At 61.3% G+C, this 16468-nt stretch carries 14 protein-coding genes; 3 read left to right on the forward strand and 11 right to left on the reverse strand.

Annotated features, from left to right (window positions below):
* Positions 1-362 precede the first annotated feature (362 nt).
* Entirely contained in the window at positions 363-626 is a 264-nt protein-coding gene (locus tag sake_RS06895; protein ID WP_178945680.1) for a hypothetical protein, read from the reverse strand.
* 104 nt (positions 627-730) lie between these two features.
* On the opposite strand from sake_RS06895, the gene sake_RS06900 reads away from it, so the two are divergent.
* Positions 731-1643, forward strand: a protein-coding gene (locus sake_RS06900) for an IS5 family transposase (protein WP_371811885.1) whose coding sequence is annotated in 2 segments (ribosomal slippage) — positions 731-1120 and positions 1122-1643 — 912 coding nt in all. Because the reading frame shifts where the segments join, the coding sequence is not laid out codon by codon here.
* Here sake_RS06900 and sake_RS06905 read toward each other — a convergent pair.
* From sake_RS06905 to leuS, 4 genes are all read right to left on the reverse strand, one after another.
* Positions 1637-2911 carry a ComEC/Rec2 family competence protein gene (locus tag sake_RS06905; protein ID WP_178945681.1) on the reverse strand — a complete coding sequence of 425 codons (1275 nt, stop codon included), beginning with the start codon at positions 2909-2911 and terminating at the stop codon, positions 1637-1639. The two genes, sake_RS06900 and sake_RS06905, sit on opposite strands and share 7 nt — an antisense overlap.
* A gap of 269 nt (positions 2912-3180) precedes the next feature.
* On the reverse strand, positions 3181-4143 hold the full coding sequence (locus sake_RS06910; protein ID WP_178945682.1) for a ComEA family DNA-binding protein: 963 nt from the start codon (positions 4141-4143) through the stop codon (positions 3181-3183).
* Positions 4144-4235: 92 nt separating this feature from the next.
* Entirely contained in the window at positions 4236-5186 is a 951-nt protein-coding gene (locus tag sake_RS06915) for a DegV family protein (RefSeq protein ID WP_178945683.1), read from the reverse strand.
* A gap of 9 nt (positions 5187-5195) precedes the next feature.
* Positions 5196-7769, reverse strand: coding sequence for a leucine--tRNA ligase (gene leuS / locus sake_RS06920; protein ID WP_129359613.1), 2574 nt, complete (start codon positions 7767-7769; stop codon positions 5196-5198).
* 116 nt (positions 7770-7885) lie between these two features.
* Here leuS and sake_RS06925 point away from each other — a divergent pair, with 116 nt between their 5' ends.
* Both sake_RS06925 and sake_RS06930 read left to right on the forward strand, forming a co-directional pair.
* Positions 7886-8869 carry an alpha/beta fold hydrolase gene (locus tag sake_RS06925; protein ID WP_178945684.1) on the forward strand — a complete coding sequence of 328 codons (984 nt, stop codon included), beginning with the start codon at positions 7886-7888 and terminating at the stop codon, positions 8867-8869.
* Between the two features lie 26 nt (positions 8870-8895).
* The gene (locus sake_RS06930; protein ID WP_178946293.1) at positions 8896-9996 is read left to right on the forward strand and encodes a glycosyltransferase family 1 protein; all 1101 of its coding nucleotides are present in this window, start codon (positions 8896-8898) and stop codon (positions 9994-9996) included.
* An 18-nt stretch (positions 9997-10014) separates the two neighbouring features.
* On the opposite strand, the gene sake_RS06935 is transcribed toward sake_RS06930, so the two are convergent.
* The 6 genes from sake_RS06935 to mihF form a co-directional block, all read right to left on the reverse strand.
* Positions 10015-12177 (reverse strand): primosomal protein N', encoded by a 2163-nt coding sequence (locus sake_RS06935; protein ID WP_129359611.1) that lies wholly within the window; start codon positions 12175-12177, stop codon positions 10015-10017.
* A 2-nt stretch (positions 12178-12179) separates the two neighbouring features.
* Complete coding sequence (gene metK / locus sake_RS06940; RefSeq protein ID WP_129359610.1) at positions 12180-13382, reverse strand: methionine adenosyltransferase; 1203 nt, start codon at positions 13380-13382, stop codon at positions 12180-12182.
* A 4-nt stretch (positions 13383-13386) separates the two neighbouring features.
* Entirely contained in the window at positions 13387-14679 is a 1293-nt protein-coding gene (gene coaBC, locus sake_RS06945; protein WP_129359609.1) for a bifunctional phosphopantothenoylcysteine decarboxylase/phosphopantothenate--cysteine ligase CoaBC, read from the reverse strand.
* A 59-nt stretch (positions 14680-14738) separates the two neighbouring features.
* The gene (gene rpoZ / locus sake_RS06950) at positions 14739-15155 is read right to left on the reverse strand and encodes a DNA-directed RNA polymerase subunit omega (protein WP_129359608.1); all 417 of its coding nucleotides are present in this window, start codon (positions 15153-15155) and stop codon (positions 14739-14741) included.
* Between the two features lie 205 nt (positions 15156-15360).
* Positions 15361-15945, reverse strand: coding sequence for a guanylate kinase (gmk, locus tag sake_RS06955; RefSeq protein ID WP_238147599.1), 585 nt, complete (start codon positions 15943-15945; stop codon positions 15361-15363).
* 4 nt (positions 15946-15949) lie between these two features.
* On the reverse strand, positions 15950-16264 hold the full coding sequence (mihF, locus tag sake_RS06960; protein ID WP_129359606.1) for an integration host factor, actinobacterial type: 315 nt from the start codon (positions 16262-16264) through the stop codon (positions 15950-15952).
* Positions 16265-16468 lie beyond the last annotated feature (204 nt).

Genomic DNA, 16468 nt, shown 5'->3' on the forward strand with positions numbered 1-16468 from the left:
CCTCTACCATCGAGATCTTGACGTCGACTTCTGCGGCCGTGCTGCTGGATGAAGTCAGGCGCGAAGATCATCACTGACGGAGCAGAACGGTCATTTCAATACCAGGGACCGGGCCCGATTCGGGGCCCAAACCAGATTTGAGGTCGCCCCGATGCATCGCCGGATCATGGATGACGGTCTGCCCTGTGGAGAAGTCTCGCCAGCCGAAATGTTCGCGTCCGATGCTCCCGCAGCCGCCGGTGTGACGGGAACCGGTCGAGCGAGATTCTCAGCCATGGCCGAGAGTTCGCGCAGATCCACAGCCGCCCCGGGCCCTGCACTGTCGGTGCCTGCCCAGGTCGCAGTACGTCGGATCTGACGAGTCAGCTCTGCCATGGTGGTGTCGGTGGCCCGATGGCGAAGATGCCGACGGGGCTCCAGGCGAAGGGCGCACCGGCAATGCGTCGTCGGCTAGCGAGGTCGTCGATGACACGGACCGGACCGAACAGCTTCGCATCGTCGTGCCCCGTTGTCCTCTCGACGCGATCAGCGAGATCGCTGAGCAGCTCGGTGAGGGCATCGTAGAACCCGCTGGTCAGATAGGCAGCAGTGTCGCGGGTGCGGATGGGCATAACGACGGCGGACACGACGACCGCAATGACTGCAACGAGGAGGGTCTCTGCGATGCGTTGGCCCAGCAGCTAGGGCGTGTCTCCTTTAATGACGAGTTCACCACTGGGACGCTGTATGAGTGACTACACAGCAACGACATCAAGTATTCACTGATCAGCTGTGGGAGCGAATCGAACCACTCCTACCTTCCAATACCGGTAGGAGAGCTCGACCATTCGAGAACAATCGCCGGATCGTCGAAGGAATGATTTATCGCTACCGCGCCGGCGTTGCCTGGCGCGATCTGCCCAGGGAACACTTCGGTCCGTGGCAGACGGTATGGAAACGACATCGGCGCTACGCTGCTGACGGCACGTGGGATCGAGTGCTGGCTCAGATCTTGGCTGACGCTGACGCAGCTGGCGATATCGATTGGAACATCTCCGTCGATGGCACGATCAATCGCGCTCACCAACACGGCACGAACACCCGTCGTCCTGACCAGGACACAGGCGGCAACATCGAATTAGAAGAATCTGCCCGAGAAGGTTTGTGAACCTGCCGGCCACGGGATCGGACGTTCACGTGGCGGACTGACGACGAAGATCCATCATCCCGTTGACGGTCGGGGTCGACCATTGGCGATCGTGGTCACTGACGGCCAACGCCACGACGGAGTCATACTGCCTCAAGTGCTCGCTGATATTCGAGTCCCACGGATCGGCGCTGGCCGTGCACGCACACGCCCGGACTCGGTTCTCGGCGACCGGGCCTATGGGCCCAGAGCCAACCGTGAGCACCTGCACAACCGCGGCATCCAGGCGGTGATCCTTGAGAAGAAGGACCAGGTCGCATCCCGGAAGAAGCGTGGCCACAGTGGCGGGAAACCTCCGGCATTTGACTCCATAGGGTACAAAAACAGGAGCGACGTCGAGCGCTCCTTCGCCTACGTCAAACAGTGGAGAGGGTTGGCAACACGCTATGACAAACTCGCGGTCACCAATCGTGCGGCAGTCGGCCTCAGCGCGGTCCTGACTTGGCCACGTCAATAAAGGAGACATGACCTAGTTCCCCGGGCCGGATCGAGGCGATAGGTCAGGATGACGCAAGAGACACTCAAAGCAACGGATGAAGCTATGGCGAACGTGCCGGAGCCGATCCGGATTCGGGAAACAGGCCAGGACGAGATCATCCTGGCTACGGTATCGATCCACGAGGCCCCCATTCCCACGCACATCACGAGACAATCTGAAAGAACCGGAACCATGGGAAGGATCGTCGCCAGGATCCCGCACAAGGTGGCTGCAGGGACTACAGGTGCCACGACGAGATTCGCGACCACTGTGTATAAGCTCCAGTACCCGGACAGCCACACGAGGACGGGCGCGCACCACAAAGTAGCGACAATCGTCATGGCCGTTAGATCTGCAATCAGGCGAGGCAAGACAGCCGAAAACACACGGGACAACGGCGGACCTTGGACGAGAATTCCTGCGGTTGCGAGAACGGAGAGCACAAATCCGACATCCGTGGCCATCTGATGATCGGCACACAACAGCCCCACGATGCTGACCCACAATGCTGAACTGGCCGTGCCCGCTCTGCCGAGGATCATCGCGGTCCCTCCGATGATTCCCATCGACGCGGCCCGAAGAATCGAGGGGTCCGGCCCCACGAGGTTCACGTATCCCCACACGGCGCCGATACCTGCAAGGATCGTGAGATTCCGTGGACACTTGGTCCAGCGGACCATATGAACCCCCATCATGAAAACGAGGCCTACATTCGAGCCGGATACGGCCGTGAGATGAGTCAGCCCTGCGGTTCTGAGGGCCTGCCGAGACCCCTCCGAAAGATCCGCATCGTCCCCGTAGGACATACCCGTGGTCAGGGCGGCGACATCCGAAGGCAATAGCCTCTCGGTACGTTCCGACATTGCCTTCCGCAACCGACCAGCCCACCCGTTGGGTGAATGGCCCTCAGGAGGGTAGCCATGTATCAGCCCATCCTCGGCAAGAATGCGGAGCTGGAATCGCCCATCGTCCGCCATGTCTATACGAGCGATCACGCCCTGCGCGGACCGCGAGGCTCTGGAACTACGGTTTTCCTTCTCAGAATTCCGATCCGTCACGTTTCTGAACACCGTGACCTTTTCCGATCCCTGTACCAATCCGTTCCGGCCTTCTATCTTCACCAGGTTTGCCTCGCTCACCCGGCTCTTCGCGAAGTTCGTCTCCACGACACGTTCTTGGGAAACCGGGACGATCACGCAACGGACCACGAGAGCGCGTTCGGCAGCTTGTCTCAAGATTCGGCTCATGTCGTGAGACGGAGGAACAGCGAACCAGAGGACCGAGCCTGCGGCCAGACAGACGCTGCCAGTTCCGGCCAGAATCGCAGATACCCGGCCTACGCGCCGTCGGCATCTTCTCTCGCGCACGTGGGCGCCCGCTCCGGAGACCAAGCCGGCACACAAGACCGCCACGCTGCACGTGGCGTGGACCGGATAATGGCTTCCCGCCCAGAGGGCGGTTGCCCATGCGGCAATGGCTGCTGGAAGCAACCGAAGGTCCAGATGCGAGTCGCTCTTCACACAGTCACCAGCGGTTCAAGAGCTTGCATCAATGTAGGACCTATACCCGGCACCGCGTCGAGATCGGTTGTGGATCGGAACGGTCCGTGTTCGGTCCTCCAATCCACGATCCGCTGGGCAAGCTTCGGCCCGACCTTGGGCAGCGTCTGCAAATCGTTGACGGTTGCACGGTTCAAGTCGATCTTCCCCGAAGCGGTCGGGCCACTTTTCGCGGCGGAGCCGTTCGCCCCCGGGCTCCCCGAAGCAGCCTCGGGACCGGCGCCTCTCTCGGTGCCACTCGCCAGATGTTCCGCCTCCTCACGTGACAAAACCTTGATCTGCTGTCCGGTACGGACCGGCTCAGCGAGGTTCAGAGAATCAAGGGCCGCGTCCGGCACAGGCCCGCCTGCGGCTTGGATAGCGTCATTCGTCAAGGACCCCTGAGGCACACGGACCAGACCCGGCCGGGCGACGGCACCCACCACGTGAACCATGACCGAGTCTGTGCTGGCGTCGCCTTCGTTATCGGCCGCCCGCTCCTTGTAAAACTGACCATCTGCGCCGGCGGCGGAAATCCGGTCCGGGTCAAGAGGAGATGCCGTTCCCGAAACCATGACCGAAACCTCACCAGGTGCCCCAGCACGAGGAAAGACGAGCAGCGCAACCAGGATTCCCAGAACCGCCAGGACTAGGACACCTGCAAGAGCTCGGGGCGAAGGAGAAAACCGCACCCGCGCAGCACGGTGTGCGCCCGATACCTCCGCTTTGGTAACCTCCGGGCCCAAAGCAGACGAGCCGATCTCATCCTCAGCGAACTCTCCCTCGGCGCTCAGACGATCGCGTGATCGAGCGATCATCGCGTTGAGTCTTTCCCGAGCTTCAGGGGAGCCTATGCGGCGTGCTGTGAGCGTTCGACGTCGAAGGACGGCACCGCCTTCGTCGTATGTGTTCCTTTTTCCGGCCCCTTCATGGTGTTGCATGGGCAAATCGTACGGATTGAGAGCACGTCAGCCTTCGGTTCATCACGTTGAAAACGCGAGGACTGTGGAAGGCCCCACCGTGAGCGGGAGATTTACCGCCCTGTGGGCGAGAGTCCCGGGACTAAGCTGGAGGGAACGCTCACTGCGCATACGGGTCCGAGCCCTGCGTGGACCGCCAGAACCGGGGGCACGGTCGAGCGCATCACCTGAGCTGCTTCGCCGAACCGGGTCCGGACCCTTTCGGAAAGCAGCTCGGCCAGAGGTCGGCCGTAAAAATCCTGGATCGCGACGACGGCCCGGCCAGAGGGCAGACCCGAAATCCTTGTGTCCTCGGCTATGGTTCGCTCCGCCTCGTCCAGGACCAGCTCAACCATCCTTTTGATGGCCGCCGCTTCTTGGCGCGGGCGTTCCAAGTACTTGAGCTTGCCCTCGGCAATAGTCGCAATAGGGCGTATCTGGAACATTTGCCCGACGACGGCCAGACTTTTGGGTATTCTCCCGCTTTTGGCCAGCGCATCGAGATTCGGGACGTAGAAAAGCATGTGCGCAATGTCGCAAGCGTGAAGAGCTGCCTTCTCGACTTCGGCCGGGGCGGCCCCGGCCCTCGCCGCATCGCGGGCCGCCGCGACCGCGAACCCTTGGCCCATCGCCGCACTGCGAGAATCGATTACCGATACTGGAACGGAGGCCTGCCGGGCGCTGGACCTTGCGGAGTCGACGGTTCCGGAGAGCTCGGCAGAGAGATGAACCGAGACGATATGTTCGTACCCTTGGGTCGCGAGGCTTTCGTAAACAGAAGTAAAAGCACCCGGTGAAGGCCGCGACGTCGTCATTCTCCGGCCTTCGGCCGTCGCAACGACCAATCGCTCTTGGACACCGGGATCGTCGCTGTCCGTGTAAATCTGGTCGCCGATCATCAAGGGCAATGAAATGCAGGCGAAACCTCCGGTCTGGATCCATTCCTTGGTCACACAAGGGGCGAGCCCCGCCGCCGAGTCCGTTACAACGGCAACTCGGGTGCGGGGCTCGCGTCCTAACGTCATGATAAAACCTTAGACCACGATGTTGACGAGTTTCGGCTGCCGAACGATGACCTTGCGAATCGGTGCGTCGGCCAGATGCTTGTTGACCGCCTCGTCTGCGAGCGCGAGCTTCTCGAGCGCATCCGCGGTGATGTCCTTGGACACCTCCAGACGCGCACGCACCTTGCCCTTGATCTGGACGATTGCGGTCACGGTGTCCTCGACGAGCAACGCGGGATCGACCTCCGGCCACCCTGCGGTCAGCACCGGAGTCTCATGACCGAGTTGGTGCCACAAATCTTCCGCGGTATATGGGGCATACAGGGACAACAGCACAGCAACTGTTTCGGTCGCCTCGAGAACCGCGGGATCCGAGGCTCCGGGACCGGAATCGATCGCCTTGCGCGTCGCGTTGACCAATTCCATGGTCTTGGCGACGACGACATTGAATTTGTGCGACTCCAAAGCCTGTTCGGCATCCCGAATTATTTTATGAGTTACTCGTCGGAGGGCGTCGTCCCCTGGAGCAACGTCGTCTGTGTCTGCAGAGACATCCTGTCCCAGCCGCCACGCACGGGCCAAGAATTTGCCGGCGCCAGAGGGTGAAACGTCTGCCCAGTCGACGTCGTCCTCCGGCGGAGAGGCGAAAACCATGGTGGTGCGGACCGCGTCGACGCCGTATTCGTTGAGCTGTTCGCCCAGGTCGACACCGTTGCCCAAGGACTTGGACATGGCTTTGCCCTGGTTGAGAACCTGCCCTTGGTTCAGCAACGCCCGGAACGGCTCGTCATAGTCCAGATACCCGAGGTCCCTGATCACCTTGACGAAGAACCGCGAATACAACAAGTGCAGAATTGCGTGTTCGACCCCGCCCACGTACTGGTCTACAGGCTCCCACTTGCGGAGTTCTGCCGGGTCGAAAGCCGCCGTATCAAGGTTCGGCGAGGCGAAGCGCAGGAAGTACCACGAGGAATCCACGAAAGTGTCCATCGTGTCGGTGTCGCGCTGGGCGGGTCCGGAACAGGTCGGGCACTCGACATTGACCCAATCGGTCGCGGCCGCCAGAGGCGACTGACCTTTGGGTGCAAGGTCTTCGCCCTTGAGATCCGATGGCAGACGTACCGGCAACTGGTCTTCGGGAACGGGGACTTCACCGCATGTCGGGCAATGAATGATCGGGATCGGGGCGCCCCAGAACCGCTGACGAGACAGGAGCCAATCACGGAGGCGGAAGATCGTCTGCCCCTCACCGTCTCCCGCGGCTTCGAGCAGCTCGATCACGCGAGAAATCGCTTCTTCCTTCGACAAGCCATTCAAAGGACCCGAGTTGACAAGGGTTCCACTGCCTCCGGTGGCCTCTCCGGTCTCGTTCGGGTCGGCTTCGCCCGTGTCCACCACGGTCCGGACCGGCAGGTCGAAGGTTCGTGCGAAGTCGAGGTCCCGCTGATCATGTGCCGGCACGGCCATGATGGCACCGGTACCGTAATCGGCGAGGACATAATCCGATGCCCAGATCGGTAGTTCCTCATGAGTCAGCGGATTGATCGCGTACCGGCCGATGAACACGCCTGTTTTCGGGCGATCGCTCGACTGACGCTCGATGTCGGAGAAAGACTTGACCTCTTCACGGTAGGCATTCAGAGCCGCTGCGTGCTCCTCGGTGACCAGGTCCAAAGCGAGTTGGGAATCCGCGGCCACGACGAAGAATGTGTTGCCATAGAGGGTGTCCGGACGCGTGGTGAAAACTGAGAGCTCGTCGGCGGGCTTGTCACCGGAGGATTTGATCGAAAAACGCACCTGAGCGCCTTCCGAGCGTCCGATCCAGTTGCGTTGCATGGCCAGAACACGATCGGGCCAGTGGCCCTCCAACTGCTCCATGTCGTCCAGGAGCTCCTGCGCGTACTCGGTGATCTTGAAGTACCACTGGTTGAGGGATTTTTTGGTGACCTGGGTTCCGCATCGTTCGCACGCGCCGTTGATGACCTGTTCATTGGCCAACACGGTTTGGTCCTTGGGGCACCAGTTGACGGGAGAGTCCTTCCTGTACGCCAGGCCCTTGCTGTAGAACTGCTCGAAAAGCCACTGCGTCCAGTGGTAGTACTCGGGATCCGAGGTGTGCAGGCGCCGGGACCAGTCCACGGCTATTCCGTACCTCTTGAACGACGCGGCCTGGGTTTCGATGTTCTTGTAGGTCCACTCCGCGGGATGCGTGTTGTTCTTGATCGCCGCGTTCTCCGCAGGCAGTCCGAAGGAGTCCCACCCGATGGGGTGCAGAACGTCATAGCCTTTCTGCATCCAGTAGCGCGTGACGACGTCGCCCATCGCGAAGGCTTCCGCGTGACCCATGTGAAGATCCCCGGACGGGTACGGGAACATGTCCAAAACGTATTTGCGCTCTTTCGAACCGTCGTCGAGCGGAGCGAAGACATTCTCACGCTCCCAGTAGTCCGCCCACGTGGCCTCCATCGAGGCGAAATCGTAGGATTTCTCCTCGGCAGCGTCTCGTGAGGGATTCTCTCCAACCGTTTGCGGCACAGTGTTTCCTTTGCGCTTGTGAGTGGTGTCAGTCCGTGGCCAGGGCGCGCCCCCGTTAGGACATCTCATCAGGGATGCATTCAGTCTAACGCGTTGACGCGTCGAGACCTGATTCGCTTGTAAGGTGAAGATCGGTTGCCCGAACCTCACCTGAGGTTATCCTTTTCGACCCCGAGGAGCCCATTGTGCGCCGTTCCGAGACAACAACCTCCGCATCGGCTTTCGAGGAAGCTCCGGCTGGGGGCCGGTTTCCACGGGAGGACAGCTTTCGTCATGACGACGCCCGGATGCGCTATTGGACCTATTCTCGGACTGATCAGGAACAACGACGATTCGACCCCGTTGTGGTCCTCGTGCATGGTTTCCGGGGAGACCACCACGGGCTCGCGCTGATTGCGGAAGCGCTGTCCGCGCGGTGGGATGTTGTGGTCCCCGATTTGCCCGGATTCGGCAGGTCGGAAGCCCTCACGAGCCGGAGACATACGGCCGAGGCCTACGCGCTGGCGGTTGCGGACCTGCTCACGCGCTGGGGCGATCGACCGGTGATCCTCGTGGGGCATTCCTTCGGCTCCGTCGTGGCGGCCAAGGTTGCGGCGTTGGGTCTCCCGCGCGTTGTGGGCCTCGCTCTGATCAACCCTATCTGCGAGCCCGCTTTGGACTCATCGGCCAAGATACCGTCCCTCGCGGCTTCTCTCTTTTACCGAGTGTGCACCGAACTGCCCGAGCCGCTAGGCAACGCACTGGTTCGTTCTTCCGTAGTGACTCGTATTTCTTCGATGCTCATGATGAGAACCCCTGACCGCACGCTTCGCCGTTTCATCAACGGGCAGCACGACGCCTATTTTGGCAGCTTCGCTTCCCGCGCGGTCGTCCTCGAAGCCTATGAGTCCTCGATCCGGGACACGGTCCTGGGCTCGGCCCGCGACGTAGCCGTACCGACCTTGCTCGTCGCGGCCGAGGAGGATGACTTGGGCTCGATTCCGGGCCAGGAAAAACTCGCGGCCCTATTCCGGAACGCTCGTCTTGAGGTGATACCCGACGTCGGGCATCTGATCCACTACGAGGCTCCCCGCAGGGCGGCCGCAATGATCGACGGATTCGCCGAAGAGCTCGAAACCGTCGGTGCCCAGGACAGCCAAACCGAGAACGCGAAGGAATTCAGCCGATGAACCAGGAGTCCGGGGAAGGAACCGGCGTGAAGCTGCTCGTCGACGCCCGCTACGTTCGGTCGACCCACGACGGGATCAGCCGTTACACCGCGAGCCTTCTGCATAGTCTTGCTCGCTGCGCCGGATCCGCTGAATACCCCGGGCTGCGCGTGGCCATGCTCGTCAGCGACGAGTCGGCCTTGACTCAGCTGCCTGACTTGCCCCATGTGAGGGGCTTCTCCCCGACCGGTCCTCTCGAGCCGCTCAGTGCGGTGGCCGTCAACCGGTACCGTCCGGACGTCGTGTTCTCCCCCATGCAGACCATGGGTTCCTGGGGACGCAAATACCGATTGATCCTGACGCTGCACGACCTGATCTATTACGATCACCCGGAGCCACCGGCGTTCCTTCCTGCGCCCGTCCGATGGGGATGGCGCCTCTTCCACCGGTCATACGTCCCGCAGCGGATGCTTCTCAATAGAGCCGACGCCGTCGCAACCGTTAGTGAGACCACGGCCCGACTCATCGAGGAACACGCTCTCACGAGAAAACCGGTCACCGTCATACCGAACGCACCGCCAGAAGGCATGCGGCCTACGGAAGAACAGGCCGTCGCCAGGATCCAGAAGCGGCACAAGACGCTGCTCTACATGGGCTCGGCGATGCCCTACAAGGGTGTAGACCTTCTGATACGGGGCATGGAGCTCCTCCCCGATTACGAGCTCCACCTCTTGTCCCGCTATGATCCCAGGCGGCGGGCCGAACTCGAGGGCCTGGTTCCGATGGAATCACGCGTCATTTTCCACGACGGTGTTTCCGATGAGGAATATTCGGAGCTGCTCACCACATGTACCGCACTCGTGACGGCAAGCTCGGCCGAAGGGTACGGGCTACCGGTGGCCGAAGCGGCCGCAGAAGGTACAGCCCGCATCGTCTCGGACATTCCCATTTTTCGCGAAATCGCGCCCAACGCGCACCACATCGACTTTTCGAACGAACACGAGTTCGCCGAGTCCGTTCGTGCGCTCGAGGATCCTGAGATCTATCGTGCGGCCGTTACCGGTTCCCTGGACGACGCCGCCCAATACAGCTGGAACATGTCGGCCCGCCGTCTCATCGATCTCGCGACGCGCCTGACAAACCACTAGCCGGTGTTCCGGAAGCCATCAGAAAACGTCGAGGGCGTCGCAACGAATCTGGACAGATTCGTATTTGCGGGACGCGGAGAACACAGCTCTTGTACCCCTCAGCAGTTCCGTGACCCGTGAAGCGACCCCGTATGCCATGAAAATGATGGCCCGGTACTCATCGTCCTCGTCGTCATCACTCGTCGGAACAGGATCGATGAGACGCAGGGCCGGGGGCGTACCCACGGTCGGCAGATCGAGGGCACGGACAAATTCCTCGACCGCGATCCGCGGACCCGTAATAGCGGCCGTCCGAACCGCAGGCGGAAGACCGAGGTCGTGGCGCTCCGACAACTCGCGAGCGGCAAATCCCGCAGGGTCCCACCGGACTAACGCCGCGAGTGCCGAAGACTCCTCGGCCGTGCAGATCACCTGGCCGCCGTTGACCCGAGAGGTCACCAACGAACACGCGTTCATCCAGCGTCTGAGCACCTGTTCGGAGACCCGAAGTGAATCACGGGCCAGCATTCGGTCGCCGTCCAAAAGCAGCGCGGCCCTGTACCCGCCGACGGCCCGAGGTTCAGCACCCGGGGTGGCCACCACCAGAGCCGGCTGGTCGCTGACCGAATCCTTGACGTTCTCTCCGCTCGAATTCACCACCGGTACCTGTGGGAAAGCCCGGCCCAATTCTTCTGCGGTGCGCAAAGCACCCACCGTGGTCAACCGCCATTGATCGTGTCCGCATTCAGAACAGCTCCACTCGGAGACACCACGGTGGCACCACCGGCACACCGCCTGAGAACGTGAATCCTTGTCCAGGCTCAGCGGGCCCATGCAGTGCGGGCAACGCGCCGAGGCCCTGCACCTTTGGCAAGCCAGCGAAGGAGCGTATCCGGTGCGTGCCACCTGAACCAGCACAGGGCCGTGACTCAGGGCTTCCCGAGCGACCTGATACGCGAGATGCGGGATTCTGGCGAGTGCCGCCATGGGATCCCGCTCCCGCGTGAACGAATCCGAGGTCGCCCGTATCAACGGCGAGTGCGACCTGAGATCATCGCGCTTCGGTGCCACCGGCTGAGCCCACCGCGTCTGCACCAGGCGCTCGCCTTCCGGCGTGACCGCGTAGCCCAGGAAGATCGCCGAGCATTCCTGGAGCTGTGCGCGCAGAAGGAGCACGTCTCGCGCATTGCAGTAGGGGGCCTGACGCTCGACGAGGTTCTCGTCCCCGTCGTCGAAGCAAGCGAGAAGGCCGAGGTCCGGAACGGGTGCGAATGCCGCAGACCGGGTACCGATAACCACCCAGGCCTGGCCGGACAGGGCCTTGAGGAATGAACTGTATCGAGCCATGAGCCCAGATCCGTTGCTGAGGCGAGCGATCTTGTCCGCATCCACGAGCCGGTTCAGTGCACTCTCCAACCGGTCGAGCGCGGGGTTGTCCGGCACGACGACGACGGCGCGTTTCCCTGAGGACAGAGTGGCTGCGCACGCCCGAGCCATCAGCGCGGCCCAGTCTTGGGACGCGGAAGGTGCTACGGCGACAACCCGTCGAACCGGATCGCCCGAAGGCTCAGCAAGTTGTTCTAGCATCCGGGTCCCACCGGCGTACAGGGCCCATCCATGGCCGACCTCGTCGTCACCTTCCGGCACCCAGGTGGGTCCCGGGATCTCGGCCGGAACGGACACATGCGTATTCGGTTTCTGCTCGTCGCTGCCGTGGGGGGTCTTCTTCCGTGGTTCGAAGCCCAAAACATCCCGTTCGAATTTCTTCTCGGGCCGGACTGCACGGGGAGGTACCGCCAGGCGCAAAACATCCGAGTTCAGCCCCGCGTACCGGCTCGCGACAGCTTGAATGAGTTCCCATATCTCCGGGGCCAGCGCGCGGACCGGTGAGACAACCTCGCGGAGAGGTTGGAGGGAAACATGGGAATCGCTTTGCTGGCACCTTTCGATGAGCCAGGCCACGGTCTCGCGTCCGTGGAACTTGATGCGCACCCGCGTGCCGGGTTCGGCAGTGTCGCTTAGATGGGATGGCACCGAATAGTCGAAGAGCCTGTCCAGGTGCGGGACGCGAGTGTCGATCGCAACGCGGGCGACCGGCCGGTCCGTGGCCAGAACGACGCCGCCTACTTCACGACCGTTGGCTCTGGTGTCTTGCTCCCATCCTTCCAGTCCCGGAAGGACCCCGTCCGGATGGTTTTCCATATTTACAGAGCAGACCTCAGGGCATCGACGCGGTCGGTTCTCTCCCATGTGAACTCCGGCTCGTCACGGCCGAAGTGACCGTGTGCGGCGGTCTTGGCGTAGATCGGACGGCGCAGGTCCAAGTCGTTGATGATGGCCAGAGGCCGCAAGTCGAAGACCTCATTGATCGCTTTCTCGATCCGGACCGGGTCCTCGTGGTGAGTTCCGAAGGTCTCGACGTATAGGCCGACGGGACGCGCCCGACCTATGGCATAGGCAACTTGGACCTCGACGCGGTCAGCCAACCCTGCCGCGACCACATTCTTGGCGATCCAGCGCATTGCATAGGCCGCGGACCGGTCCACCTTGGACGGGTCCTTGCCCGAGAAGGCGCCCCCGCCGTGGCGCGACATTCCACCGTAGGTGTCCACGATGATCTTGCGGCCGGTCAATCCGGCGTCGCCCACAGGGCCGCCCTGAACGAACTGACCTGCCGGGTTGATGATGAAATCTGCCGTGCTGGTGTCCAGATCGAGATCTTCGAGCACAGGGTCGATGACGAACCTCTGAACCTCATCCTTGAGGCTGTCCAGGGAGTACTTCTCGCCGTGCTGAGTCGAGAGCACAACCGTATCCACAGATACGGGCGTATGACCGTCATAACCCAGCGTGACTTGGGTTTTGCCGTCAGGGCGGAGGCCGGGCAGAACCCCGTCCTTACGGACCTTGGTGAGCCGCTCGGACAGACGGTGCGCGATCCAGATCGGAGCGGGCATCAGAGCTTTCGTCTCGTTGGTCGCATAGCCGAACATGAGCCCCTGGTCGCCGGCGCCCTGAAGATCCAGAGCGTCTTCGGCGACTCCGGTGCGCTGCTCCAATGATGTGTACACGCCAGAGTTGATGTCCGGGGACTGCTCACCGATCGATACGGAGACTCCGCAGAAATCGCCGTCGAAGCCACGCGTCGACGAGTCGTACCCGATTTCCAGAATGGTGTCTCGCACGATCTTGGGGATTTCGACGTAGGCGGTGGTGGTCACCTCGCCGGCAACCATAACCTGCCCGGTGGTCACCATGGTCTCCACAGCGACATTCGCCGCTGGATCGTCGGTCAACAGAGCATCAAGGATCGAATCGGAAATCTGGTCACAGATTTTGTCGGGATGCCCCTCAGTTACGGACTCTGAGGTGAAGAGACGGAGATGCTGATTATCGTTGGAAGTCACGCGGCTACTCTACTAGTTCGTTCGCGGCCTGAGCCTGCTCTGGCGGAATGTTGAAGTGTGACGCCACGCGCGTCACAAGACGTCGCGCGAGGTCCGATTTCGTCCCCCTGACTTCGGTCTCCTCGGGGTCACGTTCTCCGCCACGGACCAGAATGGTTGCCGCGGTCTCATCCTTGCCGAAGACGAGGTCGGTTCCTACTTCGTTGACGACGAGCACATCGCATCCCTTGGAGGCCAGCTTTGCTCGACCGAGTTCGGCAACGCTCTGTTCGGCCGAGCCGGTCTCAGCCGCGAACCCGACCAGGAGGGCATGATGTCGGCTTTCTTTCTTGGCCCGGACCAGGCCCTTGAGAATGTCCGGATTGCGCACGAGTTCCAGCGCCGGGGCATCGTCACGGTTCGGATCTTTCTTGATCTTGGACCCGTAGGCCTCCCGAGGGCGAAAATCGGCGACGGCGGCCGCCATGACGAGGACATCGGCTCCTTCTTCGATCGTTGCCCGCTCCGTGGAAGCCTGCAATTGCCGGGCAGAGGAGACCCGAGTGATGCCGAACCTTTCGGTCTCCTCCGGATCGGGGACTTCAGTGTGTGCCAGGATGAGGTGCACTTGGGCGCCTTGGTCGGCGGCAGCCTGCGCGATGGCGATCCCTTGTTTTCCCGAGGACCGGTTACCGAGATAACGAACAGGGTCCAGCGCCTCTCGAGTACCGCCCGCGGTGACTACGAACTTTTTTCCGCTGAGGTCCACAGCCTCCGGTCGGTTCGACTTCGCGTCATCGTAGGCCTGCAGGCAGCGGCGATAGATTTCTGCAGGCTCCGGCAGTCGACCGGCTCCACTGTCATGACCCGTGAGCCGACCGACCGCGGGGTCGATCACGGTGTACCCGTAACTGCGCAGCAGTCGCACGTTTCGGCGGGTCGCCGGATTCTCCCACATCTGGGTGTGCATCGCGGGAGCGAAAACAACGGGACACGTGGCCGTAAGAATCGTGGCCGTCAACAGGTCATCAGCCCGGCCGGTCGCAACTCGCGCCAAAAGGTCCGCGGTTGCAGGTGCGACGACGATCAGATCGGCTTCTTCAGCTTGCCGAACGTGGTTGACGGCTTCGACATCTTCGAATACGGACGTCCGGACTGGACGCCCCGACAACGCCTCCCACGTAGGGGCTCCGACAAATTCGAGGGCAGACAAGGTCGGCATGGCTACGACCTCACGGCCGTCTTCGCTCAACAAACGCAGAAGCATCGCGGCCTTGTAAGCCGCGATGCCTCCGCCTATACCTAGAATAATTCGCACGAAACCAGTCTAGCGGTCCGTGAGATGTAGTGTCTTCGCCTACGAAGACGCAAGTCGGATTATTCGGATTCGCTCTCCGAACCGGATTCCTCGGTTGCCTCTTCGCTGAATGCTACGAACGTATCCGTGGACTCGGCGTCGTTGGCGAAGATATCCGAACCGAAGAAATCGGCTACGGGCTCGTCATCGTGAATCAGTTGACCGTTCTCGTTGTAACGACCGCCCTCGACCGGGTGAGATTCGAGGAGGTCTTCTTCGATCTCTCGCATGGCGATGGAGAGGGACTTCTCATTCACTGCGGTGTCAACGAGCGGACCCACGTGTTCGAAGAGCCCCTCTTGCAGCTGGGAGTAGTAGGCGTTGATCTGGCGCGCGCGACGGGCACCGAAAAGGACCAGGCCATACTTCGAATCGGCCTTCTTGAGGAGCGAGTCCACCGAGGGGTCGATGATGCCTTCATGTTCGGAAAGTGCCAAGAAATTCTCCCGTGACGTTGATAAAAAACCGCCGGCCTAGCTAGCCAAGCGTCCTTCCGGTGATCATCGTAAATGACCTACCGGGCAAACCTAATACACCATGCTACAACCGTGAGGGGTCGAAAGCACGTCTCATCTGCTATTGAGGATCAATTGTCCGTCAGCTCACGTGGCCGTCGGCCAGGGCCGGGACTGGGCCGGCGGCCTAGACCTCGGTGGAGCGCCGCGCAATACCCATGATTTCCACGAGCTCCCCTGCTGCTTGTTCGATCGTCTCATTGATGACGGTCTGGTCGAATTCGGGTTCGGCACCGAGCTCTTCCTTGGCTGTTTCGAGACGAACGTGCTGTTCCGTATCGGTTTCGGTGCCGCGGGTGCGGAGTCGACGGACCAACTCTTCCCAACTTGGCGGAGCCAAGAAGATCATCTGGGCTTCCGGCATGGCGTTTCGTACCTGGCGCGCACCTTGCAGATCAATCTCCAGCAGCACGTGGCGCCCGGCCGCCAGGGCATCCTCGACCATGGTCTTCATGGTTCCGTACCGGTGATTGTTGTGGACCTTTGCCCACTCCAGCATCTGACGATTTTCAATCATCGAATCGAATTCTTCATCCGACACGAAGTAGTAGTGAACGCCGTCTTGTTCACCCGGCCGAGGATCCCTGGTGGTTGCGGATACCGAGAGCCACACCTCTGGATAGTGATCCCTGATGTACGCAGAGACCGTCCCCTTGCCCACGGCTGTCGGTCCGGCTAATACGGTCAATTGCGGGGACTGGGTCTCTGTCACTGGATTACCCTTCGAGGTGTTCGATGAGATTTCTGCGCTGATGGGCACCCAAACCTCGGAGACGTCGACTCGGAGCGATCCTGAGTTCCCTCATGATCGCCGCTGCTCGAATGTCTCCGATGCTCGGGATGGATTTCAACATATCCTCGACACGGATGCGTTGCAAAGCCTCATCCGCATCGGCTCTCTCGAGAAACTCCTTGATGGTGATCTCTCGGTTCTTAAGGGCCAACTTCGCGTCGGCACGGACCTGACGTGACTGTCTCGCTTTCTCACGCGCGGCAGCTCTTTCTTCGTCGGTCAGAGGGCGCAGAGCCATAGTTACTCCTCTCATGGGCACACGAGGTTAGATTGCTAGTTCCCCATTAACTCCTCGTGGATATGGACCCAAAATTACCTCAGAGTAGGCTAATAAACCAATCAAAAAGGCGCCACGACTCAACATTCGCCGGATTATCTGCTCCATGAGATGACGTAACTGCAGTTTGACCCCGGACCCTCGGTATTCCGGCGAACACAGCGT

The sequence above is a fragment of the Kocuria sp. TGY1127_2 genome, assembly GCF_013394385.1.
Classification (GTDB): Bacteria; Actinomycetota; Actinomycetes; order Actinomycetales; family Micrococcaceae; genus Rothia.